18 protein-coding genes and 3 rRNA genes are annotated in these 25,641 nt (G+C 68.4%); 14 read left to right on the plus strand and 7 right to left on the minus strand.

The window, feature by feature from the left end:
• The first annotated feature begins 3 nt into the window (after nucleotides 1-3).
• Nucleotides 4-450 (plus strand): DUF742 domain-containing protein, encoded by a 447-nt coding sequence (locus ACE1OC_RS33630; RefSeq protein WP_407840137.1) that lies wholly within the window; start codon nucleotides 4-6, stop codon nucleotides 448-450.
• Nucleotides 431-1,054 (plus strand): GTP-binding protein, encoded by a 624-nt coding sequence (locus ACE1OC_RS33635; RefSeq protein WP_407840138.1) that lies wholly within the window; start codon nucleotides 431-433, stop codon nucleotides 1,052-1,054. The genes ACE1OC_RS33630 and ACE1OC_RS33635 overlap by 20 nt, the downstream gene beginning before the upstream one ends.
• A 212-nt stretch (nucleotides 1,055-1,266) precedes the next feature.
• On the opposite strand, the gene ACE1OC_RS33640 is transcribed toward ACE1OC_RS33635, so the two are convergent.
• The 4 genes from ACE1OC_RS33640 to ACE1OC_RS33655 all read right to left on the minus strand — a co-directional run bounded on the left by ACE1OC_RS33640 (nucleotide 1,267) and on the right by ACE1OC_RS33655 (nucleotide 4,090).
• Entirely contained in the window at nucleotides 1,267-2,457 is a 1,191-nt protein-coding gene (locus ACE1OC_RS33640; protein WP_274547821.1) for a lipid-transfer protein, read from the minus strand.
• On the minus strand, nucleotides 2,454-2,909 hold the full coding sequence (locus ACE1OC_RS33645; protein ID WP_407841762.1) for a Zn-ribbon domain-containing OB-fold protein: 456 nt from the start codon (nucleotides 2,907-2,909) through the stop codon (nucleotides 2,454-2,456). The genes ACE1OC_RS33640 and ACE1OC_RS33645 overlap by 4 nt, the downstream gene beginning before the upstream one ends.
• 64 nt (nucleotides 2,910-2,973) lie before the next feature.
• Nucleotides 2,974-3,366, minus strand: a complete 393-nt coding sequence (locus ACE1OC_RS33650) for an Mpo1-like protein (RefSeq protein ID WP_407840139.1) — start codon at nucleotides 3,364-3,366, stop codon at nucleotides 2,974-2,976.
• Between the two features lie 13 nt (nucleotides 3,367-3,379).
• Nucleotides 3,380-4,090, minus strand: coding sequence for a M15 family metallopeptidase (locus ACE1OC_RS33655; protein WP_407841763.1), 711 nt, complete (start codon nucleotides 4,088-4,090; stop codon nucleotides 3,380-3,382).
• 335 nt (nucleotides 4,091-4,425) lie between these two features.
• Here ACE1OC_RS33655 and ACE1OC_RS33660 point away from each other — a divergent pair, with 335 nt between their 5' ends.
• Nucleotides 4,426-4,944, plus strand: coding sequence for an NUDIX domain-containing protein (locus tag ACE1OC_RS33660; protein WP_407840140.1), 519 nt, complete (start codon nucleotides 4,426-4,428; stop codon nucleotides 4,942-4,944).
• Nucleotides 4,945-5,140: 196 nt separating this feature from the next.
• Here ACE1OC_RS33660 and ACE1OC_RS33665 read toward each other — a convergent pair whose 3' ends face one another.
• Nucleotides 5,141-7,591, minus strand: a complete 2,451-nt coding sequence (locus ACE1OC_RS33665) for a glycoside hydrolase family 31 protein (protein ID WP_407840141.1) — start codon at nucleotides 7,589-7,591, stop codon at nucleotides 5,141-5,143.
• Nucleotides 7,592-7,840: 249 nt separating this feature from the next.
• Between ACE1OC_RS33665 and ACE1OC_RS33670 the strand changes: the two genes are divergently transcribed.
• Together ACE1OC_RS33670 and ACE1OC_RS33675 are read left to right on the plus strand one after the other, a co-directional pair.
• Entirely contained in the window at nucleotides 7,841-9,820 is a 1,980-nt protein-coding gene (locus ACE1OC_RS33670; RefSeq protein ID WP_407840142.1) for an acetoacetate--CoA ligase, read from the plus strand.
• A 70-nt stretch (nucleotides 9,821-9,890) separates the two neighbouring features.
• Nucleotides 9,891-10,814, plus strand: coding sequence for a hypothetical protein (locus ACE1OC_RS33675; protein ID WP_407840143.1), 924 nt, complete (start codon nucleotides 9,891-9,893; stop codon nucleotides 10,812-10,814).
• Between the two features lie 103 nt (nucleotides 10,815-10,917).
• Here ACE1OC_RS33675 and ptsP read toward each other — a convergent pair whose 3' ends face one another.
• Nucleotides 10,918-12,588, minus strand: coding sequence for a phosphoenolpyruvate--protein phosphotransferase (gene ptsP / locus ACE1OC_RS33680; protein WP_407840144.1), 1,671 nt, complete (start codon nucleotides 12,586-12,588; stop codon nucleotides 10,918-10,920).
• 74 nt (nucleotides 12,589-12,662) lie between these two features.
• Nucleotides 12,663-13,112, minus strand: coding sequence for a PTS sugar transporter subunit IIA (locus tag ACE1OC_RS33685; RefSeq protein WP_407840145.1), 450 nt, complete (start codon nucleotides 13,110-13,112; stop codon nucleotides 12,663-12,665).
• Between the two features lie 736 nt (nucleotides 13,113-13,848).
• Here ACE1OC_RS33685 and ACE1OC_RS33690 point away from each other — a divergent pair.
• The 9 genes from ACE1OC_RS33690 (at nucleotide 13,849) to ACE1OC_RS33730 (ending at nucleotide 25,633) form a co-directional block, all read left to right on the plus strand.
• A 16S ribosomal RNA gene (locus tag ACE1OC_RS33690) occupies nucleotides 13,849-15,373 on the plus strand.
• A 283-nt stretch (nucleotides 15,374-15,656) separates the two neighbouring features.
• Nucleotides 15,657-18,780 (plus strand): 23S ribosomal RNA (locus tag ACE1OC_RS33695).
• A gap of 74 nt (nucleotides 18,781-18,854) precedes the next feature.
• Nucleotides 18,855-18,972 (plus strand): 5S ribosomal RNA (gene rrf, locus ACE1OC_RS33700).
• The 16S, 23S and 5S rRNA genes sit together here, the layout of an rRNA operon.
• A 138-nt stretch (nucleotides 18,973-19,110) precedes the next feature.
• Nucleotides 19,111-19,701, plus strand: a complete 591-nt coding sequence (locus tag ACE1OC_RS33705; protein ID WP_250745186.1) for a CDP-alcohol phosphatidyltransferase family protein — start codon at nucleotides 19,111-19,113, stop codon at nucleotides 19,699-19,701.
• 98 nt (nucleotides 19,702-19,799) lie between these two features.
• Nucleotides 19,800-22,295 carry a mannose-1-phosphate guanyltransferase gene (locus tag ACE1OC_RS33710; RefSeq protein ID WP_250745187.1) on the plus strand — a complete coding sequence of 832 codons (2,496 nt, stop codon included), beginning with the start codon at nucleotides 19,800-19,802 and terminating at the stop codon, nucleotides 22,293-22,295.
• Between the two features lie 133 nt (nucleotides 22,296-22,428).
• Nucleotides 22,429-23,331 (plus strand): DUF881 domain-containing protein, encoded by a 903-nt coding sequence (locus ACE1OC_RS33715; protein ID WP_407840146.1) that lies wholly within the window; start codon nucleotides 22,429-22,431, stop codon nucleotides 23,329-23,331.
• On the plus strand, nucleotides 23,328-23,660 hold the full coding sequence (locus tag ACE1OC_RS33720) for a small basic family protein (RefSeq protein ID WP_112452698.1): 333 nt from the start codon (nucleotides 23,328-23,330) through the stop codon (nucleotides 23,658-23,660). The genes ACE1OC_RS33715 and ACE1OC_RS33720 overlap by 4 nt, the downstream gene beginning before the upstream one ends.
• Before the next feature lie 5 nt (nucleotides 23,661-23,665).
• Nucleotides 23,666-24,610, plus strand: a complete 945-nt coding sequence (locus ACE1OC_RS33725) for a DUF881 domain-containing protein (RefSeq protein ID WP_407840147.1) — start codon at nucleotides 23,666-23,668, stop codon at nucleotides 24,608-24,610.
• Nucleotides 24,611-25,093: 483 nt separating this feature from the next.
• Nucleotides 25,094-25,633 (plus strand): FHA domain-containing protein, encoded by a 540-nt coding sequence (locus ACE1OC_RS33730; RefSeq protein WP_274547808.1) that lies wholly within the window; start codon nucleotides 25,094-25,096, stop codon nucleotides 25,631-25,633.
• Nucleotides 25,634-25,641 lie beyond the last annotated feature (8 nt).

Consider the following 25,641-nt stretch of genomic DNA (forward strand, 5'->3'; position numbering starts at 1 on the left):
GGCATGAGCGATCCTGGCCAGGACCACCCCGCCCACCCGCCCGGCACCGCCGCCGACGCGGCTTCCGACGCCGCTGCCGAGCAGTGGTTCGACGACGACGCGGGTCCGGTGGTGCGTCCGTACGCGATGACCCGCGGCCGGACCAGCCACGCCGGGCAGCACCGCCTCGACCTGATCGCGCTGGTGGTCGCCGAGTCCGCGGCCGACGACCCGGTCTGGGACACGACGCTGTCCCCGGAACACGCCGACATCCTCGGGCTCTGCTTGCTCCGCCCGCAGTCCGTCGCGGAACTCGCGGCCGAACTCGACCTCGCGGTCGGGGTCGTACGCGTCCTGATCGGCGATCTCGTCGACGACGAACTGGTGCACGTGAACCGGCCGGTCCCCCCGGCCGAACTGCCCGACGAATCCATTCTGCGTGAGGTGATCGATGGCCTTCGGGCGCTCTAGCCGCACCGGCGCCATGCATGCCGTGACGCCGGTCGAGCCGCTGACCCTGAAAATCCTGGTCGCGGGCGGTTTCGGGGTGGGCAAGACCACCCTGGTCAGTGCGGTGAGCGAGATCAGACCGCTCCGGACGGAGGAACGCCTCTCCGAGCCGGGCCGCACCATCGACGACACCGGGGGAGTGGAGGGCAAGACCACCACCACGGTGGCCATGGACTTCGGGCGCATCACCCTGCGCGAGGACCTGGTGCTGTACCTGTTCGGCACCCCCGGACAGGACCGCTTCTGGTTCCTGTGGGACGAGCTGGCCCAGGGCTCGCTCGGCGCCGTCGTCCTCGCGGACACCCGGCGGCTCTCCGACTGCTTCGCCGCCATCGACTACTTCGAGCGCCGCGAGATCCCCTTCGTGGTCGCCGTGAACTGCTTCGACGGAGCGGAGCAGTACCCCGTGGTGACCGTACGGGAAGCCCTGGACCTCGTTCCCGAGGTACCGGTGCTGCTGTGCGACGCACGGGACCGGGAATCGGTGAAGGACGTCCTGGTGGGGGTCGTGGAACACGCGATGACCCTGGCCAGGGCCCGCCGCCAGAGCCTGACGACGTCTTAGGCCGCCTCGTGGCGCCTCCTGGCGTCTCCTTCGGACCGGGCCGCGACATGGAGGCGGCCCGTACCCCCGCCGACTGGGGTACGGGCCGCAGCTCTCATGGGGGATCAGGGGATCCCGGTGGCGGCGCGGGACCGTGGAGAGAGTGTGAACCCGCCACCGGGGGCCGTCAAGCATTCGGACAGCAGCCGCAGTTCAGCGGCCACCGTCCCCGTTCAACGCACGGCGACGACCGCCGATCCGTGCCCGAACAGGCCCTGGTTCGCGGTGATTCCGGCCCGCGCCCCGGCCACCTGACGCTCCCCGGCCGTGCCCCGGAGCTGCCAGGTCAGCTCGCACACCTGGGCGATGGCCTGCGCCGGCACCGCCTCCCCGAACGACGCCAGTCCACCACTGGTGTTGACCGGGATCCGCCCGCCCAGCGCGGTCGCGCCCTCCCGTACGAGCTTGGCCCCCTCGCCCTCGCCGCACAGGCCGATGTCCTCGTACCACTCCAACTCCAGCGCGGTGGACAGGTCGTAGACCTCGGCGAGCGAGAGGTCGTCCGGCCCGAGCCCCGCCTCCTCGTACGCGGCCCGCGCGATCGAGGCCCGGAAGGAGCCGGATCCCGCCACTCCGGCCGTCACCGAGTCGGTGGCGATGTCCGGCAGGTCCAGGACGGTACGGGGATACGTGGGCGTCACCGTGGACACCGCCCGGATCCGCACCGGGTCCGCGACCCCGCGCGAGCGTGCGAAGTCCATGCTGCTCAGCACCAGCGCCGCGCCCCCGTCGGAGGTGGCGCAGATGTCGAGCAGCCGCAGCGGATCGGCGACGATCGCCGAGGCGGCCACCTCCTCGGCGGTCACGGCCTTGCGGTAGCGGGCGTTCGGGTTCAGCAGCCCGGCCGCCGCGTTCTTCACCTTGACCTGCGCGAAGTCCTCACCGGTGTCCCCGTACAGGGCCATCCGGCGCCGGGCGTACAGTGCGAAGTACGCCGGGTTCGTGGCCCCCAGCACCCGGAAGCGCAGCCAGTCGGGGTCGTCGGGGCGGTCCCCACCCGCGGGTGCGAAGAACCCCTTCGGGGCGGCGTCCGCCCCGACCACCAGCACCACGTCGGCGAGCCCGGCGAGGATCTGCGCCCGGGCCGCGCCGATGGCCTGGGCGCCGGACGCGCAGGCCGCGTACACGCTGGTCACGCGTGCGCCCTGCCAGCCCAGTGCCTGCGCGAAGGTGGCTCCGGCCACGTAGCCGGGGTAGCCCGAGCGCACGGTGTCGGCCCCCACGATGGACTGCACGTCGGTCCAGTCCAGCCCGGCGTCGGCGAGCGCGGCCCGCGCGGCGGCCCGCCCGTACTCGACGAAGCTGCGGCCCCACTTGCCCCACGGGTGCATGCCGGCCCCGAGGACGGCGATGTCGGCGCTCACTGTTCCACCCCGACGGGGCGGAAGTTCCACGTGGTCCAGGTGGTGCCGTCGGCATCCTCGTTCAGCACGCCGCCTACGACCTCGACCTCCATCCCGACCGCCAGATCGCCGACGCCCACCCCGGGCGCGGCCTGCCCGAGCACGACCATCCCCTCGGCCTCCAGCTCCACGGCGACCAGGGTGTACGGGGTCCAGGGCGCGTCCGGGTCGGACACGTACGGCGCGGGCGGCCGGTACCGCCCGTCCGTGTAGGACCAGACCCGGCCGTGCGGGGACAGCGGGGTCTCGGCGAGCTCGCCGCCGCCCGGGCAGCGCGGATTGCGGCAGTACGCGTCCTCGCGCGGGAAGAACACGGCGGCGCAGGCGGAGCACCGGGTGCCGAGCAGCCGGAACCCGCCGTCCGTGCCGTCCGTGCCCTCTGCGTAGTCCCCGGTGAACCACCCGCTGACCACGGGTGTGCGTGTGCGTTCCAAGACCCCTCCCGAAACCGGCATCTGACGAACCGTCAGAAGTCTGTCAGGGAACGAGCGGGAGCGCACCCCCGGGAGCGCGGTCCTCGTTCGGGTTCTCGCACGGGTTCTCGGCGAGCCACTTCCGCGCGATCTCGCCGAGCTCCGCGTCCCGCCCGGCCAGCATCATCCGGATCATCTGCGCGTCCCCGCGCAGCGACCACCCCGGATTGCCGAAGGTGGCCGGGTTGTTCCGCTCGATCAGGAAATGCGCCGGCCACGCCGTCCCGTACCCGATCAGGGGGAGCGCGGCGAGGTACCGCTTCCGGCCGCGGGCCAGCCCGTAGACGGTGAGGGCGAGGCCGGAGAGGGTGCCGGTGAGGTGGATCCAGCGGGTGGCGGCGCGGGAGTGCATGGCGACGTAGTAGGGCCAGAACTCCTCGTACGAACTGAATGTCATGCGGGCACGGTACTCAGCGGTGCACGGAGGCGACAGAGACGGGAAAGTCGAAGTACGCGTCCGGGAACGCCTCCGGCCGGTAGGTGAAATGCCACCACTCCTGGGGCAGGTTCACGAACCCCTGCCGGCCGAGCACCCGCCTGAGGAGGTCCCGGTTCTCACGGGCCGGACCCGTCACCCGCGGACTGTCGGTGTGCGCGTGCGGATCGAAGAAGTCGAACGGAGTCCCCATGTCGAGCGGCCCCCGCCCGAGCCGGGTCAAGGTCACGTCGACGGTGCTGCCACGGCTGTGCCCGGACTTCTCGGCGATGTACCCCTCCGGGATCAGCCGGTCCTTGGCCACCTCCGGATAGAACTCCGCCTTGGTCCGCTGATCCGCCCCGTCCCGGGCCCAGCGCACGAACCGGTCGACGGCCCGCTGCGGCCGGTAGCAGTCGTACACCAGCAGCGAGTACCCCCGCCGCAGCACCTCCCGCTGCGCCCGCCGCAACGCCTCGGCGGCGGGCCGGGCGAGCAGGCAGACGGGCTCGTCGTAGCCGTCCACGACCGCCCCGGTGAAGTTCCCCGCCGTGGCGTACCGCATGTCCTGCCCGATGCTCGCATCCACCTCGGCGACCACGGCGAACCCACGGACCCCGGCCCCGCCGCCGCCCGAGCGCGCCCCAGCCACACCGCCCGGGCCCTCCACACCCGGCGCGCCCGCTGCCCTCACCGTTCCCGGCATGTCGACCGCGCCCGTCGCAGCCACCGCCTTCGGCGTGCGCGCCGCGCCCGGCCCGTCGGCCACCCCCGGCGCGGCCACCGCCGGGGGCGCGGTCCCGGTTCCGGGCACGTGCGCTCCAGGCGAGATCACCGCCCCCGGCGCGGCCACCGCCCCGGGCGCGACTGCCGTTCGGGGCGCGGTCCCGGTTCCGGGTACGTGCGCTCCAGGCGCGCCCACCACGCCCGTCGCAGCCGCCACCCCCGTCGCCCCCGACGTGATCGCCGCCAGCACGGCCAGCGCACCCACCCATCCCGCAACGACAGCCATCCGCATGTCCCTTGGCATACCATCGCCGCATGCCGGCGCACCTGAAGGACTCGCACTGCTCCGCCTGTGGAGCCCTGTTCGATTCGGCCGACTGGCCCCGTACCTGCCCCTCGTGCGGCGCCGTCGCCTACCGCAATCCCCTCCCGGTCGCCGTCGCCCTGCTCCCCGTCGAGGACGAGCTCGGCACCGGCCTGGTGGTCATCACCCGCACCATCGAGCCCGCCCTCGGCGGCATCGCCCTGCCCGGCGGGTTCATGGACTTCGGCGAGGACTGGCGCGAGTCGGTGGTCCGCGAGCTCCGCGAGGAGACCGGCATCCACGCCCCGGCCTCCGAGGTCGCCCTCGCCGACACCCTCAGCTCCCCGGCCGGTCACCTGCTCGTCTTCGGCCTGCTGCCCGTCCGCCCGGCCGCCTCCCTCCCGGTGTCGGCCCCGACGGACGAAACCACCGGCTGGCACATCCTGCGCGGCCCGGAGCAACTGGCGTTCCCGCTCCACACGCAGGCCGCCGGGGCCTGGTTCGAGGGCCGGTACACGCGTACGCCCTAGGGCCTGTCGTCAAACTCCCGTCTGCCGCGCGACGCCTGGCACGCGCTCTCGCCGCACCGGACGGAAGTCAAGTACGTCCAGTACGCGGGCTTCCGCCCGGCACGCCGAGAGCACGCACCAGACGCCACGCGGCCGCCCTTCGGGCGACGACGGGATTTTGACGCCAGGCCCTAGAGGCCGGCCGGGCCCCGGCCGCTCAAAGCCCCCGCAGCACCACCCCGTCCACCCGCTCCCCGGCCTCGTCCTCCACCACCACCGCGTCCCCGGACCACCGCACCACGTACCGCTCCACCTCGCCCGGCTCGAAGCCCGGCCCCGGGTCCCGGATCACCACCCCGCCGCCCGTGCGGCCCCGCGCCGGAGCCCACGCCTCGAGGACCACCGACCCGTCGGCCGCCCGCACCGGCAGCAGCGAGCCCGCCCGTGCCAGCACCGGGATCCGGTCCGCCGGGGCGTCCAGCAGGATCTGGCCCGGCCCCTCGTACGCCCGGCCCGTCGCCGTGTCGTACCAGCGCCCGCGCGGCAACCGCACCGCCCGCCGGTCCGACCCGCACTCCAGCACCGGAGCCACCAGCAGGGCGTCACCGAGCAAGAACGCGTCCTCGCAGTCCCGTAGCGCCCGATCCTCCGGCGCCCCCCACCACAACGGCCGCACGTACGGCGCCCCGGTCCGCCGCGCCAGATGGGCCAGCGTCACGAAGTACGGGCGCAGCCGCTCCCGTTCCGCCAGGACGGCCCGCGCGGCCCGGGTGGTCTCCTCCCCGAACTCCCACGGCTCCCGACGGCCGGCGAAGATCGCCGAGTGGGTGCGGAACAGCGGCAGGTACGACCCCAGTTGCAGCCACCGCAGGTACAACTCCGGCGAGGGCGAACCCCAGAAGCCGCCGACGTCCGGCCCCGAGTACGGCACCCCGCACAGCCCGAGGCCCAGCACCAGGGCCAGCGAGGCCCGCAGCCCGTCCCAGCTGCTCGCCACGTCACCCGACCACGTGCCCCCGTACCGCTGCATCCCCGCCCACCCCGACCGGGAGAACAGGAACGGCCGCTCGGCCGGCCGCAGCCGTACGAGTCCTTCCCAGCCGGCGCGCGCCATCGCGAGGGCGTACACGTTGTGCGCCTCGCGGTGGTCCCCGCCGGCCCCGTCCAGTGCGTGCCGCGCCGACCGGGGGAGCGTCCGCTCCCCGAACGGGGCGAAGGAGACCGGCTCGTTCATGTCGTGCCAGACCCCGGCGAAGCCCTGCGCGAGCCGCTCCTCGTACAGCCCGCCCCACCACCGCCGCACCGCCGGATCCGTGAAGTCCGGATACGCGCACTCGCCCGGCCACACCTCGCCCCGGACCTCCCGGCCCGCCCCGTCCCGTACGAAGGCCCCGTGCGCGCCGACCGCGAGCCCCGCGGTGTGCACCGGATCGCCGGCCTTGACCGCCGGGTCGACGATGGAGACCAGCCGGACGCCGCCGTCCGCCAACTCCCGGGCCAGCCCCGGAAGATCGGGGAAGCGCTCGTGGTCCACGGTGAAGACCCGGTGGCCGTCGTAGTGGTCGATGTCCAGATGCACGGCCGACAGCGGCAGCCCGTGCTCGGCGTACCCCGCCACGATCCGGCGCACCTCCGCCGCGCTGCCGAACCCCCAGCGGGCGTGCTGGTACCCGAGAGCCCAGTCCGGAGGTACGGCCGCGCCGCCCGTCAGCCCGGACCAGCCCTGCAACACGCGCCCGGGCGGCCCCACCAGCACCCAGCACCGCAAGGGGCCGCCCTCCATGCGCAGTTCACAGGAGCCGGGCCGGTCCGCCCCCGAGCCGGCGCCCTCCTCACCCTCCCGCAACACCACCCGGCCGTCCCAGGAGTTGTCGTGGAACACCAGGTGCGTACCCGCGTCCGCGACCACCAGCTGCACCGGCATCGTGATGTACAGGGGGTCCTCGCCGGGCCCGGACCCGAACCCGCCCTCGGGATCGGTGTTCCAGAGCCGGTAGCTCCCGTCCCGCAACCGCGGCCCCACCGCCCGCCCGCCCAGCCCGAACACCCGTGCGTCCGCCGCCACCTCGCTCCGCAACAGCCACCGCGCGCCAATGCCCCGCCCGCCCGCACCGTCGCCGCTGCCCGTTCCCCCGGCTCCGCCCGCCCCGCCACCACCAACGGAACCGGCCGCCGCACCACCCCCGGATCCGGCGGAGCGCCCCGGCACCGGGTCCCACCACCGCGGCGGCAGATCCCGCCTCAGCACCGTCCCGCCGGGGGTGCGCACCTCCACCGCCCCGTGCCGGGACACCGCCACCGTCACGCGCTCGGACACCACCCGCCACCCGCCGTCGGTGTCCGGCTCCAGCTCGGCGCGCGGATCCGGCTCCGGGCCGCTGCCCACCACCGCGTACGAGGGCGTCGGCGCGGCACCGTCCCAGCCCCAGAACACCGCCCCGCCCACGGTGACCCGGATCAGTAGCTCCGAACGGGTGAACCGGAGCACCCCACCGCCCGGCCGGGCCTCGGCACCGGTCAGCAGACCCGGCACACGCGCCCGCTCCGCACCCCGGGGTGCGAGCCCCACCGCGTCCACGCGCCGGTTGCGCCAGGCCGAGCGCCAGGCGCGCCGCCCCCGCTCGCCGCCGAGGTCCTTCACCGCACGCACCAGCCCACGACCGTCCATGGCGCCCACCCTGCCACCGCCACCCGGCCCAGAAGGCGCCGTTCAACTGCCGTTCACCCGCAAAAGGATCACTGCCGACCGCCGATGACGGCTCTGGTGCGGATGTCGATCACATGGCATCGTCCCTGTGAGCCCCCGTGCGCACACCCCGCGCGCGATGGCACCGTACGAACACCACATGTCACACCACACGCCAGACCACGACACGCCCACGAAGCGCGAACCGCAGACGTGACCGGGAGCCGACGCATGACCGCAGCAGCCACCTCCTCCGAGCCCCTCTGGTCCCCGGGCCCCGACCGGATCGCCGCGGCCCGGATCACCGCCTTCCAGTCCTGGGCCGCCGAACACCACGGCGCCCCCGCGGACGGCGGCTACCCGGCCCTGCACAGCTGGTCCGTCGACGAGCTGGACACCTTCTGGCAGGCCGTCGCCGAGTGGTTCGACGTACGGTTCACCACCCCGTACGAGTCCGTCCTCGCGGACCGCTCCATGCCGGGCGCCGTCTGGTTCAAGGGCGCCACCCTCAACTACGCCGAGCACGCCCTGCGCGCCGCCGAGGACCCGGCCCGCGCCGCCGACGCGGCGCTGCTCCACGTGGACGAGACCCACGAACCCACCCCCGTCACCTGGGCCGAGCTCCGCCGCCAGGTCGGCTCGCTCGCCGCCGAACTGCGCGCCCTCGGCGTGCGCCCCGGCGACCGGGTCAGCGGCTACCTCCCCAACATCCCCGAGGCCGTCACCGCACTCCTCGCCACCGCCGCCGTCGGCGCCGTCTGGACCTCCTGCGCCCCCGATTTCGGCGCGCGAAGCGTCCTGGACCGCTTCCAGCAGGTGGAGCCGGTGGTCCTCTTCACCGTCGACGGCTACCGCTACGGCGGCAAGGAACACGACCGCCGCGACACCGTCGCCGAACTGCGCGCCGAGCTCCCCTCGCTGCGCGCCGTCGTCCACATCCCGCTCCTCGGTACGCCGGCCCCCGCGGGCGCCCTCGAATGGTCGGCCCTCACCTCGGGCGAGGCCGAGCCCGTCTTCGAACCGGTCCCCTTCGACCACCCGCTCTGGGTCCTCTACTCCTCCGGCACCACCGGCCTGCCCAAGGCCATCGTCCAGTCGCAGGGCGGCATCCTCCTCGAACACCTCAAGCAGCTCGGCCTGCACTGCGACCTGGGACCCGAGGACCGCTTCTTCTGGTACACCTCCACCGGCTGGATGATGTGGAACTTCCTCGTCTCCGGCCTGCTCACCGGAACCACGGTCGTGCTCTACGACGGCAGCCCGGGCTTTCCCGACACCGGTGCCCAGTGGCGCATCGCGGAGCGGACCGGGGCCACGCTGTACGGGACCTCCGCCGCCTACGTCATGGCTTGTCGCAAGGCGGAGGTCCATCCCTCCCGCGACTTCGACCTCTCCGCGGTGAAGTGCGTGGCCACCACCGGATCCCCGCTGCCGCCCGACGGCTTCCGCTGGCTCCACGACGAGGTGGCCGAGGACCTCTGGATCGCCTCCGTCAGCGGCGGCACCGACGTCTGCAGCTGCTTCGCCGGCGCCGTCCCCACCCTCCCCGTGCACATCGGCGAGCTCCAGGCCGCCTGCCTGGGCACGGACCTCCAGGCCTGGGACCCCTCCGGCAAGCCCGTCATCGGGGAGGTCGGCGAGCTCGTCGTCACCAACCCCATGCCGTCCATGCCGATCCGCTTCTGGAACGACCCGGACGGCAGCCGCTACCGCGACAGCTACTTCGAGATGTTCCCCGGCACCTGGCGCCACGGAGACTGGATCACGATCACCGACCACGGCTCCGTCGTCATCCACGGCCGCTCCGACTCCACCCTGAACCGGCAGGGCGTCCGGATGGGCTCCGCCGACATCTACGAGGCCGTGGAGCGACTGCCCGAAATCAAGGAATCCCTGGTCATTGGCCTGGAGGAGCCGAACGGCGAGTACTGGATGCCGCTCTTCGTCCACCTCGTGCCCGGGGCCGTCCTCGACGACGCCCTCCGCTCCCGGATCAAGGCCACGATCCGCGAGGAGCTCTCCCCGCGCCACGTCCCCGACGAGATCATCGAGGTCCCCGGCATCCCCCACACCCTCACCGGCAAGCGCATCGAGGTCCCGGTCAAGCGCCTCCTCCAGGGCGCCCCCATGGCCAAGGCGGTCAACCCCGGTTCGGTGGACAACCTCGACCTCCTGCACTTCTACGAGGCGCTCGCCCGCACCCGCGGCTGACGCGAGAGGCCACTGTCAGTGGCGATGGTTACTCTGAGTGAGAAAGTGATCGCGCCACTCAGGGGGAACCATGCCACGCTCGAACGACACCGGGACCGCCACCACCACGGGGCGTCCCGCCCGCACCGGCAGGCGCCGCACCCTGCGCCGCGAAGTCCCCAGCACCGTCGGCCTCCTGGCCGACGCCGGGGACTTCGCGGCCATGCGGGCGTACCGCAGCTTCACCTTCGACGACCACCGCGACTACCTGGACCACGTGGACCGGCTGCTCCGCTCCCTCGCGGCCCGGGGCATCCACATCACCGTCGCCCTCTTCGACCCGGTGGAGTACGCCGACTTCTGCGCGGACCGCGGACTGGACCCGGACACCCCCGGGGCCCGCACCCGCTTCACCGCCGAACTGGGCGGCGCCACCGGCGGCCTCCCCTACGCCGGCCAGCCCATCGACGAACTGGTACCGCTCCTCGTGGACTCGGCCGTCCGGCAGGCCACCTGGGAGTACGCGAGCTCGCTGCTGGCCGAAGTGGGCCGCTGCGCCGACTGCGGGGAGGACATCGGGACCGCCTCCTTCGAGCGCGCCGCCGAGGCGCTCCGGCGCCTCGTGGACCGGGCCGGTCCGGGCCACCACCACCTGGTGTGCAGCGTCCCGGCCCCGGAGGAACAGCTCGTGGCGGTCCTGCACGCGGACACCGACACCGGCCCCGGCGGCCGGCCCCGGGTCGACGGCCGCGACGGCCTCGACTTCGTGACCGTCCTCGCCGCGGGCCTGGCCCTCGGCGGACCCGGGGGACTGGTCCTGCGCACCACCACCGAGGGAGACCGGGACCGCGTCCACGGCTGGCGCCTGGACTGCGGCCGCCTGGTACCGCTCTCGGCGGCGGCGGTCTTCAACGCCTACTGCACCGACGCCGACACCGGAGAGCCCGTGGGCCCCGAGCCCGGCGTCGAATACTGCCCCGGCTACGAGGTGGACGAACCGGGCCCGCACCACTGAGCCGGGCGCACCCCGCCCACCCGGCAACGGCCGAGGGGCCCCCGCCACCGGCGAAGGCCCCTCGAACGTCGCTCCACACCAACCGGCGCGGTCCTTCTACTTCCTACTCGCCGGACAGCACGGCCTGGGCGGCGACCCGGGCCTCCTCGGCGGTGTCCGAGGCACGCGCGGCGGCAGCCGCACGCTCGCACTGCGCGAGGGTGTACTTGGCCAGCGTCGCCCGCACGTAGGGAATCGAAGCGGCACCCATCGAAAGAGAGGTGACACCCAGACCCGTCAGCACACAGGCCAGCAGCGGGTCGGAGGCGGCCTCGCCACAGACGCCGCAGCTCTTGCCCTCGGCCTTGGCGGCCTCGGCCGACATGGCGATCAGGTCGAGCAGCGCGGGCTGCCACGGGTCCTGCAGCCGCGATACGGCACCGACCTGACGGTCGGCGGCGAAGGCGTACTGGGCCAGGTCATTGGTGCCCAGCGAGAGGAACTCGACCTCCTGGAGGATCGAGCGCGCCCGCAGCGCGGCGGAGGGGATCTCCACCATCGCACCGAACTTCGCCTTCAGACCGGCCTCGCGGCACGCGTCCGCGAACGCCTTGGCGTCGATGCGGTCGGCCACCATCGGGGCCATGACCTCGAGGTAGACCGGCAGCCCCTCGGCGGCCTTGGCCAGCGCGGTGAGCTGCGTACGCAGCACGTCAGGGTGGTCGAGCAGCGAACGCAGACCACGGACACCCAGAGCCGGGTTCGGCTCGTCGGCCGGGGTCAGGAAGTCCAGCGGCTTGTCGGCGCCGGCATCCAGTACGCGTACGACGACACGACCCTCGGGGAAGGCTTCGAGGACCTTGCGGTACGACTCGATCTGCTTCTCTTCGGTCGGCGCGTGCTTGCTGTCGTCCAGGAAGAGGAACTCGGTGCGGAACAGGCCCACACCCTCGGCCCCGGCATCGACGGCCGCCGGCACGTCCGCCGGACCGCCGATGTTGGCGAGCAGCGGAACCTTGTGACCGTCGGACGTGGCGCCCGGACCGGAAGAAGCGGAGAGAGCCGCCTTGCGCTCGGCGGCCGCCGCCTCCAGCTCGGCCCGCTTTGCCGCGCTCGGCTCCACGAACAGGTCGCCGGTGCTGCCGTCGACGGCGATGACCGTACCTTCGGCGATCTCACCGGCACCCGGCAGCGCCACGATGGCCGGCACGCCCAGCGCCCGCGCGAGGATCGCGCTGTGGCTGGTCGGGCCGCCTTCCTCGGTCACGAAACCGAGGACCAGCGCCGGGTCGAGCAGAGCGGTGTCGGCGGGAGCCAGGTCCCGCGCGATCAGCACGTACGGCTCGTCGCTGTCGGGCACACCCGGCATCGGCACGCCGAGCAGGCGCGCGACGATGCGGTTGCGCACGTCGTCCAGGTCGGCCACGCGGCCGGCCATGTACTCACCCGCACCGGCGAGCAGGTCACGGTAGGCGGCGAACGCGTCGTACACACCGCGCTCGGCAGTGCTGCCGACGGCGATGCGCCGGTCGACGTCCGCCATGAGCTCGGGGTCCGTGGCGATCATCGCCTGGGCCTCGAGCACGTGCTGGGCCTCGCCACCGGCCAGCTGGCCCCGGGCGATCAGGTCGGCCGAGACAGCTTCCACGGCCTGACGGGCGCGCCCCTGCTCGCGCTCCGCCTCGTCCGCGGTGATCTGCTTCGCCGGCGGTTCGAGAACCGCCGTGCCCATGTGCCGAACCTCGCCGATCGCCACACCGTGGCTCACGCCGACGCCTCGCAGCGTTGTCTCCATTTCACCCGTCTCCGATTGAGCGGCGGGTCCACCCGCCGCGTTGGATGTCCAGTTCGCCCGAGCAGGCGGATGTGTCACTGCCAGCCGAAGAGAACGTCTCCGGCCTTCATGTCTCCGGCCTCGACGACGTCAGTGAGGGAGTCGGCAGTCGCTTCCAGCGCTACGACGGGGCAGATGGGGGACTTGCCGGCAGCCTCGACGGCCGCGGGGTCCCAGCGAATGACCTCCTGGCCGCGGGTCACGGTGTCGCCCTTGTTGACGAGCAGCTCGAAGCCCTCGCCGTTGAGCTGGACGGTGTCGATGCCCAGGTGCGTGAGCACACCGTGGCCTTCGCCGTCGACGACGACGTACGCGTGCGGGTGCAGGGAGACCACTACACCGTCCACGGGGGACACAGCCGCCGAAGGCTCGCGCACGGGATCAATGGCGGTACCCGGTCCCACCATCGCGCCGGAGAACACCGGATCGGGCACTGCCGCGAGTCCGATGGCGGTCCCGGCAAGTGGGGACGTCACGCTGGTCATGGGGGCCTCCCAGGGGTGGGGCTTCGTCGTGTCGCCGTCACTACCTGTCGCGAACGGCGTACTCTCCAGAAGGATAAGTCACAAGATGTTCGGGTTCGCCCGATGTTGGTCCCGAACTGGACTGGTCCTTCGGCACGGAGACTAGTGGACTAGACCGGTGGACTAGACCATACGCCTGAATCGATTTGCTTGGGCCCTGCCCGACCTGTACTGTCGTGACTCCCGCCAGGAAGCCCCGCGTGAACATTTCGCGAACGGCCGATGGACGGGACTCCTCCTCTCTCTAGTTCCGATCTTGATCTCTCCTTCTTTCCGCATGCCTATTCGGCAAAACGGAGAGTGGTCAGAGAGAAGGAAAAGGGCTGATAGAGTCGGACCCGCCGGAAAGGGAAGACGCGAAAGCGGATGACCTGGAAGGCGGAAAACGAGCGAGACAGACTCTGATAGAGTCTGAAACGCAAGAACAGAACGAAAGCCCGGAGGAAAGCCCGAGAGGGTGAGTACAAAGGAAGCGTCCGTTCCTTGAGAACTCAACAGCGTGCCAAAAATCAACGCCAAAAAGTTGATACCCCGTCCATTTCGGTGGATGAGGTTCCTTTGAAAAAGACCTGTGAGGTCGCAGCTTCGGCTGTGGTGCTTGCAGGCAATTACACAGCGAGGACGCAGTGGACGGTCGGTCTTATTCCGACATGACTGTCCCGCTCTAAGTGCGTGTGCACCCGATTACGGGTAAACATTCATGGAGAGTTTGATCCTGGCTCAGGACGAACGCTGGCGGCGTGCTTAACACATGCAAGTCGAACGATGAAGCCCTTCGGGGTGGATTAGTGGCGAACGGGTGAGTAACACGTGGGCAATCTGCCCTTCACTCTGGGACAAGCCCTGGAAACGGGGTCTAATACCGGATAACACTCCTGCCTGCATGGGCGGGGGTTAAAAGCTCCGGCGGTGAAGGATGAGCCCGCGGCCTATCAGCTTGTTGGTGGGGTAATGGCCCACCAAGGCGACGACGGGTAGCCGGCCTGAGAGGGCGACCGGCCACACTGGGACTGAGACACGGCCCAGACTCCTACGGGAGGCAGCAGTGGGGAATATTGCACAATGGGCGAAAGCCTGATGCAGCGACGCCGCGTGAGGGATGACGGCCTTCGGGTTGTAAACCTCTTTCAGCAGGGAAGAAGCGAAAGTGACGGTACCTGCAGAAGAAGCGCCGGCTAACTACGTGCCAGCAGCCGCGGTAATACGTAGGGCGCAAGCGTTGTCCGGAATTATTGGGCGTAAAGAGCTCGTAGGCGGCTTGTCACGTCGGATGTGAAAGCCCGAGGCTTAACCTCGGGTCTGCATTCGATACGGGCTAGCTAGAGTGTGGTAGGGGAGATCGGAATTCCTGGTGTAGCGGTGAAATGCGCAGATATCAGGAGGAACACCGGTGGCGAAGGCGGATCTCTGGGCCATTACTGACGCTGAGGAGCGAAAGCGTGGGGAGCGAACAGGATTAGATACCCTGGTAGTCCACGCCGTAAACGTTGGGAACTAGGTGTTGGCGACATTCCACGTCGTCGGTGCCGCAGCTAACGCATTAAGTTCCCCGCCTGGGGAGTACGGCCGCAAGGCTAAAACTCAAAGGAATTGACGGGGGCCCGCACAAGCAGCGGAGCATGTGGCTTAATTCGACGCAACGCGAAGAACCTTACCAAGGCTTGACATATACCGGAAAGCATTAGAGATAGTGCCCCCCTTGTGGTCGGTATACAGGTGGTGCATGGCTGTCGTCAGCTCGTGTCGTGAGATGTTGGGTTAAGTCCCGCAACGAGCGCAACCCTTGTCCTGTGTTGCCAGCATGCCCTTCGGGGTGATGGGGACTCACAGGAGACCGCCGGGGTCAACTCGGAGGAAGGTGGGGACGACGTCAAGTCATCATGCCCCTTATGTCTTGGGCTGCACACGTGCTACAATGGCCGGTACAATGAGCTGCGATACCGTGAGGTGGAGCGAATCTCAAAAAGCCGGTCTCAGTTCGGATTGGGGTCTGCAACTCGACCCCATGAAGTCGGAGTTGCTAGTAATCGCAGATCAGCATTGCTGCGGTGAATACGTTCCCGGGCCTTGTACACACCGCCCGTCACGTCACGAAAGTCGGTAACACCCGAAGCCGGTGGCCCAACCCGTAAGGGAGGGAGCTGTCGAAGGTGGGACTGGCGATTGGGACGAAGTCGTAACAAGGTAGCCGTACCGGAAGGTGCGGCTGGATCACCTCCTTTCTAAGGAGCACAGTACCGATTGCAGACAAACGTTCTGCACGGTCAGCTCAGGGTGGAACGTTGATTAGTTGGCACCAGATGATCTGATGATTCTCGAGTACTGCTTCGGCGTGGAAAGAGGATTCGGAAGAGGTCTGGTGCTTGGCACGTTGTTGGGTATCTGAGGGTACGGCCGTAAGGCTTTATCTTCGCGATGCCGGCCCCAGTGAACTTCGTCTTCGGATGAGGGTGATGGGTGGCTGGTCGTTGCTTGAGAACTACACAGTGGACGCGAGCATCTGTAGGCCAAGTTTTTAAGGGCGCACGGTGGATGCCTTGGCACCAGGAACCGATGAAGGACGTGAGAGGCCGCGATAGGCCCCGGGGAGCTGCCAACTGAGCTTTGATCCGGGGGTGTCCGAATGGGGAAACCCGGCAGTCGTCATGGGCTGTCACCCACTGCTGAACACATAGGCAGTGTGGAGGGAACGCGGGGAAGTGAAACATCTCAGTACCCGCAGGAAGAGAAAACAACCGTGATTCCGGGAGTAGTGGCGAGCGAAACCGGATGAGGCCAAACCGTATGCGTGTGATACCCGGCAGGGGTTGCGCATGCGGGGTTGTGGGAATTCTTTTGATCGGTCTGCCGGCCGGTCGGCGAGTCAGAAACCGTTGATGTAGTCGAAGGACATGCGAAAGGTCCGGCGTAGAGGGTAAGACCCCCGTAGACGAAACATCAGCGGCTTGCTTAAGAATCTCCCAAGTAGCACGGGGCCCGAGAAATCCCGTGTGAATCTGGCGGGACCACCCGCTAAGCCTAAATATTCCCTGGTGACCGATAGCGGATAGTACCGTGAGGGAATGGTGAAAAGTACCGCGGGAGCGGAGTGAAATAGTACCTGAAACCGTGTGCCTACAAGCCGTGGGAGCGTCGCCGTTATTCTTCGGAATAACGGTCGTGACTGCGTGCCTTTTGAAGAATGAGCCTGCGAGTTAGCGGTGTGTAGCGAGGTTAACCCGTGTGGGGAAGCCGTAGCGAAAGCGAGTCCGAATAGGGCGATTGAGTTGCACGCTCTAGACCCGAAGCGGAGTGATCTAGCCATGGGCAGGTTGAAGCGGAGGTAAGACTTCGTGGAGGACCGAACCCACCAGGGTTGAAAACCTGGGGGATGACCTGTGGTTAGGGGTGAAAGGCCAATCAAACTCCGTGATAGCTGGTTCTCCCCGAAATGCATTTAGGTGCAGCGTCACGTGTTTCTTGCCGGAGGTAGAGCACTGGATAGGCGATGGGCCCTACCGGGTTACTGACCTTAGCCAAACTCCGAATGCCGGTAAGTGAGAGCGTGGCAGTGAGACTGTGGGGGATAAGCTCCATGGTCGAGAGGGAAACAGCCCAGAGCATCGACTAAGGCCCCTAAGCGTACGCTAAGTGGGAAAGGATGTGGAGTCGCAGAGACAACCAGGAGGTTGGCTTAGAAGCAGCCACCCTTGAAAGAGTGCGTAATAGCTCACTGGTCAAGTGATTCCGCGCCGACAATGTAGCGGGGCTCAAGCGTACCGCCGAAGTCGTGTCATTGCAGCAATAGGGCCAACGCCTGCTGTGATGGGTAGGGGAGCGTCGTGTGCCGGGTGAAGCAGCAGCGGAAGCTAGTTGTGGACGGTTCACGAGTGAGAATGCAGGCATGAGTAGCGATACACACGTGAGAAACGTGTGCGCCGATTGACTAAGGGTTCCTGGGTCAAGCTGATCTGCCCAGGGTAAGTCGGGACCTAAGGCGAGGCCGACAGGCGTAGTCGATGGACAACCGGTTGATATTCCGGTACCCGCTTTGAAACGCCCAATATCGAATCAGGCGATGCTAAGCCCGTGAAGCCGTTCCGGACCCTTCGGGGAAAGGAAAGTGGTGGAGCCGGCGAACCAGACTTGTAGTAGGTAAGCGATGGGGTGACGCAGGAAGGTAGTCCAGCCCGGGCGGTGGTAGTCCCGGGGTAAGGGTGTAGGCCGAGGGGTAGGCAAATCCGTCCCTCATATAAGGCTGAGACCTGATGCCGAGCCGATTGTGGTGAAGTGGATGATCCTATGCTGTCGAGAAAAGCCTCTAGCGAGTTTCATGGCGGCCCGTACCCTAAACCGACTCAGGTGGTCAGGTAGAGAATACCGAGGCGTTCGGGTGAACTATGGTTAAGGAACTCGGCAAAATGCCCCCGTAACTTCGGGAGAAGGGGGGCCAGTCCTGGTGATCGGATTTACTCCGTGAGCTGGGGGTGGCCGCAGAGACCAGCGAGAAGCGACTGTTTACTAAAAACACAGGTCCGTGCGAAGCCGTAAGGCGATGTATACGGACTGACGCCTGCCCGGTGCTGGAACGTTAAGGGGACCGGTTAGTCACATTTCGGTGTGGCGAAGCTGAGAACTTAAGCGCCAGTAAACGGCGGTGGTAACTATAACCATCCTAAGGTAGCGAAATTCCTTGTCGGGTAAGTTCCGACCTGCACGAATGGCGTAACGACTTCTCGACTGTCTCAACCATAGGCCCGGTGAAATTGCACTACGAGTAAAGATGCTCGTTTCGCGCAGCAGGACGGAAAGACCCCGGGACCTTTACTATAGTTTGATATTGGTGTTCGGTTCGGCTTGTGTAGGATAGGTGGGAGACTTTGAAGCGGCCACGCCAGTGGTTGTGGAGTCGTCGTTGAAATACCACTCTGGTCGTGCTGGATGTCTAACCTCGGTCCGTGATCCGGATCAGGGACAGTGTCTGATGGGTAGTTTAACTGGGGCGGTTGCCTCCCAAAAAGTAACGGAGGCGCCCAAAGGTTCCCTCAGCCTGGTTGGCAATCAGGTGTTGAGTGTAAGTGCACAAGGGAGCTTGACTGTGAGACCGACGGGTCGAGCAGGGACGAAAGTCGGGACTAGTGATCCGGCGGTGGCTTGTGGAAGCGCCGTCGCTCAACGGATAAAAGGTACCCCGGGGATAACAGGCTGATCTTCCCCAAGAGTCCATATCGACGGGATGGTTTGGCACCTCGATGTCGGCTCGTCGCATCCTGGGGCTGGAGTCGGTCCCAAGGGTTGGGCTGTTCGCCCATTAAAGCGGTACGCGAGCTGGGTTTAGAACGTCGTGAGACAGTTCGGTCCCTATCCGCTGTGCGCGTAGGAATATTGAGAAGGGCTGTCCCTAGTACGAGAGGACCGGGACGGACGAACCTCTGGTGTGCCAGTTGTCCTGCCAAGGGCATGGCTGGTTGGCTACGTTCGGGAGGGATAACCGCTGAAAGCATCTAAGCGGGAAGCCTGCTTCAAGATGAGTATTCCCACCTCCTTGAGAGGGTAAGGCTCCCAGTAGACGACTGGGTTGATAGGCCAGATGTGGAAGCCCGGTAACGGGTGGAGCTGACTGGTACTAATAGGCCGAGGGCTTGTCCTCAGTTGCTCGCGTCCACTGTGTTAGTTCTGAAGTAACGAACTGTGTTCATATCCGGTTGGTTAACTTCATAGTGTTTCGGTGGTCATAGCGTTAGGGAAACGCCCGGTTTACATTCCGAACCCGGAAGCTAAGCCTTTCAGCGCCGATGGTACTGCAGGGGGGACCCTGTGGGAGAGTAGGACGCCGCCGAACAATCATTGTGGGAAAGCCCCGCACCAGCCCTTACGGGTTCGGTGCGGGGCTTTTCTGCGTTTACGGACCGGTGTACCGGCTCCTGTAGGGTCAGGGGGCATCGTTCGACATTTCTACAGTCACAGTGGAGGCCCCCGGGTGGAAGTCCAGGAGACTCGGGTTCAGACTGACCGAATTTTCACCATTCCGAACATCCTGAGCATGGCGCGCCTCGCAGGCGTACCCCTGTTCCTGTGGCTGATCCTGGCCGAGCACGACGGCTGGGCTCTCGCCGTCCTCATGCTCAGCGGGATCAGCGACTATCTCGACGGGAAGCTGGCACGACGCTGGAACCAGATCAGCAGCCTCGGCCGGCTGCTGGATCCCGCCGCGGACCGGCTCTACATCCTGTCCACCCTGTTCGGTCTCACGTACCGCGAGATCCTGCCGCTCTGGCTCACCGGAGCGCTGCTCGCGCGCGAGCTGATGCTGCTGGTCATGGTCTGGATCCTGCGCCGGCACGGCTATCCGCCGCCCCAGGTGAACTTCCTCGGGAAGGCCGCGACCTTCAACCTGATGTACGCGTTCCCCTTCCTCCTGGTGAGCACCTGGTCGGGTTGGTTGGCCTGGATGGGGTCAGTTTTCGGATGGGCGTTCGCCGGATGGGGTACAACCCTCTATTGGTGGGCAGGAGTCCTTTACGTGGTGCAAGTCCGCCGGCTGGTGAAGGCGGACGCCACGGCCGATTGAGCTCGCTCGGCGCCTGACTGACGCGGGGGAGTGGTCCAGTCACCGTCCGAGACGGGTGAGGTCGGCTTACGCCGTCTCTCAAGGAGGACTCTTCCGACATGAAGGCCGTCGTGATGGCTGGTGGCGAAGGCACTCGGCTTCGCCCCATGACCTCAAGCATGCCCAAGCCGCTCCTGCCGGTGGCGAACCGGCCGATCATGGAGCACGTGCTCAGGCTGCTCAAGCGGCATGGGCTCAACGAAACCGTGGTCACCGTGCAGTTCCTGGCGTCGCTCGTCAGGAACTACTTCGGTGACGGCGAGGAGCTCGGAATGGAGCTCACCTATGCCAACGAGGAGAAGCCACTCGGCACCGCCGGCAGCGTGAAGAACGCCGAGGAGGCTCTGAAGGACGACACGTTCCTCGTCATCTCCGGCGACGCGCTCACCGACTTCGACCTGACCGACCTGATCCGTTTCCACAAGGAGAAGGGCGGACTCGTCACGGTGTGCCTCACCCGGGTGCCGAATCCGCTGGAATTCGGCATCACCATCGTGGACGAGGAAGGCAAGGTCGAGCGTTTCCTCGAGAAGCCGACCTGGGGCCAGGTGTTCTCGGACACCATCAACACCGGCATCTACGTCATGGAGCCGGAGATCTTCGACTACGTGGACGCGGACGTCTCGGTCGACTGGTCCGGCGACGTCTTTCCCCAGCTGATGAAGGAAGGCCGGCCCATCTACGGCTACGTCGCCGAGGGCTACTGGGAGGACGTCGGCACCCACGAGAGCTACGTCAAGGCCCAGGCCGACGTGCTCGAGGGCAAGGTCCAGGTCGACATGGACGGCTTCGAGATCTCCCCCGGCGTGTGGATCGCCGAAGGGGCCGAGGTGAGCCCCGACGCGGTGCTGCGCGGGCCGCTGTACATCGGGGACTACGCCAAGGTCGAGGCCGGCGTGGAGATCCGCGAGCACACCGTCATCGGATCGAACGTCGTCGTGAAGAGCGGGGCGTTCCTGCACAAGGCCGTCGTGCACGACAACGTGTACATCGGGCCGCACAGCAATCTCCGGGGCTGTGTCATCGGCAAGAACACCGACATCATGCGGGCCGCCCGGATCGAGGACGGGGCCGTCATCGGCGACGAGTGCCTCGTCGGCGAGGAATCGATCATCCAGGGGAACGTGCGGGTCTACCCCTTCAAGACGATCGAGGCGGGCGCCTTCGTCAACACCTCGGTCATCTGGGAGTCCCGGGGGCAGGCACATCTGTTCGGCGCCCGCGGGGTCACCGGGATCCTGAACGTGGAGATCACCCCGGAGCTGGTGGTCCGGCTGGCCGGTGCCTACGCGACGACCCTGAAGAAGGGGGCGACGGTCACCACGGCCCGCGACCACTCCCGAGGCGCTCGAGCGCTCAAGCGGGCCGTGATCTCGGCGCTCCAGGCCAGCGCCATCAACGTCCGGGACCTGGAGAACGTACCGCTGCCCGTGGCGCGGCAGCAGACCGCGCGCGGCAGCGCCGGCGGGATCGTGCTGCGGACCTCGCCGGGAGTGCCGGACTCCGTCGACATCATGTTCCTCGACGAGCGCGGGGCGGACCTCTCCCTCCAGCAGCAGCGCAAGCTCGACCGGGTCTATGCACGCCAGGAGTACCGGCGGGCGTTCCCCGGCGAGATCGGCGACCTGCAGTTTCCGGGAAGCGTCTTCGACGCCTACACCGGTTCGCTGCTGCGGCGCGTGGACACCACGGGGGTCGCGGACTCCGGGCTCAAGGTGGTCGTGGACGCTTCCAACGGCAGCGCCGGCCTGGTCCTGCCCAGCCTGCTGGGCCGGCTCGGGGTGGACGCCCTCACGGTGAACCCGGGACTCGACGAGTCCCGGCCCACCGAGAGCGCCGAATCCCGACGGGCGGGGCTGGTGCGGCTCGGGGAGATCGTGGCGTCCTCGCGGGCCGCCTTCGGAGTGCGCTTCGACCCGGTGGGCGAGCGGATCTCCCTCGTGGACGAGCGCGGCCGGATCATCGAGGACGACCGGGCGCTGCTGGTGCTGCTCGATCTGGTGGCCGCCGAGAAGCGCAGCGGCAAGGTGGCGCTGCCGGTGACCACGACCCGGATCGCCGAGCAGGTGGCGGCGTACCACGGGACCCAGGTGGAGTGGACGACGACCTCGCCCGACGACCTGACCCGGGTGGGCCGGGCGGAGAACACCATCTTCGGCGGTGACGGGCGGGGCGGATTCATCGTCCCCGAGTTCAGCAGCGTCTTCGACGGCTCGGCCGCCTTCGTGCAGTTGATCGGCCTGGTGGCGCGGACGCAGCTCACGCTGAGCCAGATCGATGCCCGGATCCCGCGGGCGCACGTGCTCAAGCGGGACGTGCCGACCCCGTGGGCGGTGAAGGGGCTCGTCATGCGGCGGGTCGTGGAGGCGGCCGGGGACCGGCAGGTGGACACCACCGACGGGGTGCGGGTCGTGGAGGCCGACGGGCGCTGGGCGCTGGTGCTGCCGGACCCGGCGGAGGCGGTCACCCACCTGTGGGCCGAAGGCCCCGACGATGCGTCCGCGCAGGCGCTGCTCGACGGCTGGGCAGCGGTCGTGGACGGCGCCGGGCACTGAGCGGCCCGTACGGCAGGACGTAGGCCGGAACGGAACGGCGCAGGGCCGAAGGTCCGGTGGAGCGGGCGGGGCGCAGACCCCGGCCGGTCCACCGGACGTCCGCATTCGGTGGGAGCGGCGCCGACATGCGACGATGTGCGGCATGTCGCAGCCGCCTCACAACCGCAGTTCGGCACCTCCCGCGCGGCCGGACGCCTCCATGTCGCTGCTGACGCACGTGATGGACCACTCCCTCGACGAGGGCTACGCGGAGGCTTCGGCCCGCCGCGAGGCCGAGGGCACGTCCGGCCTGCCGCGGACCCTCAAGGCCAAACTGGGTCTCGCCGCCGGGCTCGTGCTCGCCGCCAGTGTCGTCACCCTGGGCGCCGCGCAGGCGCGGGCGACCGCGCCGGTGCTGGCCAAGGAGCGTCACGAGCTCATCGACCGGGTCGAGCGGGCCGACGCGCACGCGGACGGTCTGGAGCGGGACATCGAGCGGCTGCGGGACACCGTCGCAGCCCGGCAGCGCGAGGCGCTCAAGCAGTACGGCGGCGAGCAGGGCCAGCTGGTGGCGCTGTTGTCCGGGGCCACCGAGGTGCACGGGCCCGGTATCAAGCTGACGGTGGACGACGCCAAGGGCTCGTCGAGCGGAGACGGCTCCGCGCCGCGCGAGAGCGCCGGATTCTCGGACACCGGGCGGCTCCGCGACCGCGATATGCAGAAGATCGTCAACGGGCTGTGGCAGTCGGGGGCGGAAGCGATCTCGATCAACGGGCAGCGGCTGACGTCGCTGTCGGCGATCCGGGCCGCGGGTGACGCGATACTGGTCGACAACAGGCCGCTGGTGCCGCCGTACGAAGTACTGGCGATCGGCGACAAGAAGCGCCTCGGGACCGCGTTCCAGGACTCCGCGGACGGCCAGTACCTGCACGTGCTGCAGGAGAACTACGGCATCCGCTACTCCTTGTCGTCCGAGGCCGAGATGCGCCTTCCGGCCGCGTCGAGCCTGACCGTACGTACGGCTACAGCAGCAGAGCAGCAGAAGGGTGCATCGTGATCGCGGTACTGGGCCTCGTGGTCGGAGTGGTGGTCGGACTTCTCGTCCGGCCCGAAGTGCCGGCCGTGGTGGAGCCTTATCTGCCGATCGCCGTGGTCGCGGCGCTGGACGCGGTGTTCGGAGGCCTGCGCGCGATGCTGGACGGCATCTTCGTGGACAAGGTCTTCGTGGTGTCGTTCCTGTCGAACGTGGTCGTGGCGGCGCTGATCGTCTTCCTCGGCGACAAGCTGGGGGTCGGGTCGCAGCTGTCCACGGGTGTGGTCGTCGTCCTCGGCATCCGCATCTTCTCCAACGCCGCGGCCATCCGCCGGCACGTGTTTCGGGCGTGAGGCCGATGAGTACGAACGACACCCCGCCCGAGGAGCCCGGGGCCGCGGCACAGCGGCCGAAGGCGCAGCCTCCGCTGGAGCCGCCGACCGGGCCCGTGGGCCACGAGCCCGGACCGGGGGGCGAGGAGCGGGGCCCGGAGGAGAGCGGAGCCGCGTCGAGCGGTCACGTGCCCGGCGGGTACGCGCCGGCCGGGTCCGAGCAGACCGCCCCCGAGCAGACCGCCCCCGAGCAGACCGGGCGGCAGCGGCTGGCGGCCGGGTTGTGGCCGCCGCGGGTGAGCCGTGCCCAACTGATCGTCGCGGTGCTGCTGTTCGTCCTGGGGCTCGGTCTGGCCATTCAGGTGCGGTCGAACAGCGACTCCAGCGCGCTGCGCGGTGCCCGTCAGGAGGACCTCGTACGGATCCTCGACGAGCTCGACGGGCGGACCAAGCGGCTGGAGGACGAGAAGCAGAAGCTCGACGACCAGCGCCGGGAGCTGGAGAGCAGCTCCAACCAGGCCGAGGAGGCCCGGAAGCAGACCGTGGAGAAGGAGCGCCAACTCGGGATCCTGGCCGGTACGGTGGCCGCGCAAGGACCGGGGATCGTGCTGAAGATCACGGACCCCAAGGGCCAGGTGCAGTCGGACAAGCTGCTGGACACCCTCCAGGAGCTGCGGGCGGCCGGGGCCGAGGCGATCCAGATCAACGGGGTGCGGATCGTGGCGGACTCGTACTTCTCGGACGAGGAGGACGGGGTCGCGATCGACGGTAAGAAGATCACACAGCCCTACGAGTTCAAGGTGATCGGCAAGCCGCAGGACCTGGAGCCGGCGCTCAACATTCCCGGTGGCGTCGTCCAGTCGCTGGAGAAGGAGCAGGCCGTCGTCAGCGTCACACGTCCGGCGAAGATCGTTGTGGATGCCTTGCGGGCTGCGAAGCAGCCTGACTACGCTCGGTCGTCATCGTCGTGATGCGGGAGGCGCGGGAGACGGGCTCACGCGGGCGAATGCCTGCGGGGGGTCGACGCACCGAAGTCGCGGTGCGTGGTGGAAACTGTCTGATGGTTACGGACGTTGTAAGTATGTCCGGGTCGGCAGGTGTTGCATTCGGAGTTCGTCCTGCCCCACGGGCGGGTCTGTTTCGGTCAAGGGGAATCGCCCGTGAAGTTGTTTGAGAAGTTGTTCGGCAAGAAGAACCGCGAGGAAAGCGGTGCGGCCAGGCATCGCGCGGGGCGTGGAGACGTGGAAGGGCAGGGCGACCGGCCGCTCTTCCGCGACGAGGTTGCCGGGGCGGGTGACAATTCGGGCGCGCACGGCGCGTCGGCTGTTGACCCTGCCGGTACCGGACGCATAGGTTTCGGTGAACCATCAACCTCAAGTACGGGTGGAGGGTTTGCCCCCGACCCGTATGCCACCAATGCCTCCGCGGGGCAGCCGCGGCGCGAGGAGCCGTCCATGTCGGCCGAGCAGATTTGCAGCAGGTGCGGGCACCGCAGCGATGCGGCGAGCCGGTTCTGCTCCAACTGCGGGGCGCCGCTGCGGGCGGGTCTGACGCCGGAGCGTGCCTCGGAGACCACGTCCACCATCTCGATCTCGGGCCTGGAGGCCTACGAGGCCGAGGTGTCGGGACAGACGCACGTGTCGTCCTCGCTGTCCCCCGAGGCCCAGGCCGCGGTGGAAGCGCTGCCCCCGGGTTCTGCTCTGCTGATCGTGCGGCGAGGCCCGAACTCCGGCAGCCGGTTCCTCTTGGACGGCGAGCTGACGACGGCCGGCCGGCACCCGCAGAGCGACATCTTCCTGGACGACGTCACCGTCTCCCGGCGCCATGTCGAATTCCGCAGGAGCCACGACGGTTTCACCGTCTCCGACGTCGGCAGCCTCAACGGCACGTACGTGAACCGTGAACCGATCGACTCCGTCGCCCTGCACAACGGCGACGAGGTGCAGATCGGCAAGTACCGGCTGGTCTTCTACGCGAGCCTGCGGGGGCACTGACCCTTCAA

This window comes from Streptomyces stoeckheimensis (assembly GCF_045822005.1).
GTDB classification, from domain to species: Bacteria; Actinomycetota; Actinomycetes; order Streptomycetales; family Streptomycetaceae; genus Streptomyces; species Streptomyces stoeckheimensis.

Excerpts from the sequence above, each read along its gene's own strand:
- ACE1OC_RS33630 (WP_407840137.1), top strand. The coding sequence starts at position 4 with ATGAGCGATCCTGGCCAGGACCACCCCGCCCACCCGCCCGGCACCGCC.
- ACE1OC_RS33635 (WP_407840138.1), top strand. The coding sequence starts at position 431 with ATGGCCTTCGGGCGCTCTAGCCGCACCGGCGCCATGCATGCCGTGACG.
- ACE1OC_RS33650 (WP_407840139.1), bottom strand. The coding sequence starts at position 3,366 with ATGACATTCAGTTCGTACGAGGAGTTCTGGCCCTACTACGTCGCCATG.
- ACE1OC_RS33655 (WP_407841763.1), bottom strand. The coding sequence starts at position 4,090 with ATGCCGGGAACGGTGAGGGCAGCGGGCGCGCCGGGTGTGGAGGGCCCG.
- ACE1OC_RS33660 (WP_407840140.1), top strand. The coding sequence starts at position 4,426 with ATGCCGGCGCACCTGAAGGACTCGCACTGCTCCGCCTGTGGAGCCCTG.
- ACE1OC_RS33665 (WP_407840141.1), bottom strand. The coding sequence starts at position 7,591 with ATGGACGGTCGTGGGCTGGTGCGTGCGGTGAAGGACCTCGGCGGCGAG.
- ACE1OC_RS33670 (WP_407840142.1), top strand. The coding sequence starts at position 7,841 with ATGACCGCAGCAGCCACCTCCTCCGAGCCCCTCTGGTCCCCGGGCCCC.
- ACE1OC_RS33675 (WP_407840143.1), top strand. The coding sequence starts at position 9,891 with ATGCCACGCTCGAACGACACCGGGACCGCCACCACCACGGGGCGTCCC.
- ptsP (WP_407840144.1), bottom strand. The coding sequence starts at position 12,588 with ATGGAGACAACGCTGCGAGGCGTCGGCGTGAGCCACGGTGTGGCGATC.
- ACE1OC_RS33685 (WP_407840145.1), bottom strand. The coding sequence starts at position 13,112 with ATGACCAGCGTGACGTCCCCACTTGCCGGGACCGCCATCGGACTCGCG.
- ACE1OC_RS33710 (WP_250745187.1), top strand. The coding sequence starts at position 19,800 with ATGAAGGCCGTCGTGATGGCTGGTGGCGAAGGCACTCGGCTTCGCCCC.
- ACE1OC_RS33715 (WP_407840146.1), top strand. The coding sequence starts at position 22,429 with ATGTGCGGCATGTCGCAGCCGCCTCACAACCGCAGTTCGGCACCTCCC.
- ACE1OC_RS33725 (WP_407840147.1), top strand. The coding sequence starts at position 23,666 with ATGAGTACGAACGACACCCCGCCCGAGGAGCCCGGGGCCGCGGCACAG.
- ACE1OC_RS33730 (WP_274547808.1), top strand. The coding sequence starts at position 25,094 with ATGTCGGCCGAGCAGATTTGCAGCAGGTGCGGGCACCGCAGCGATGCG.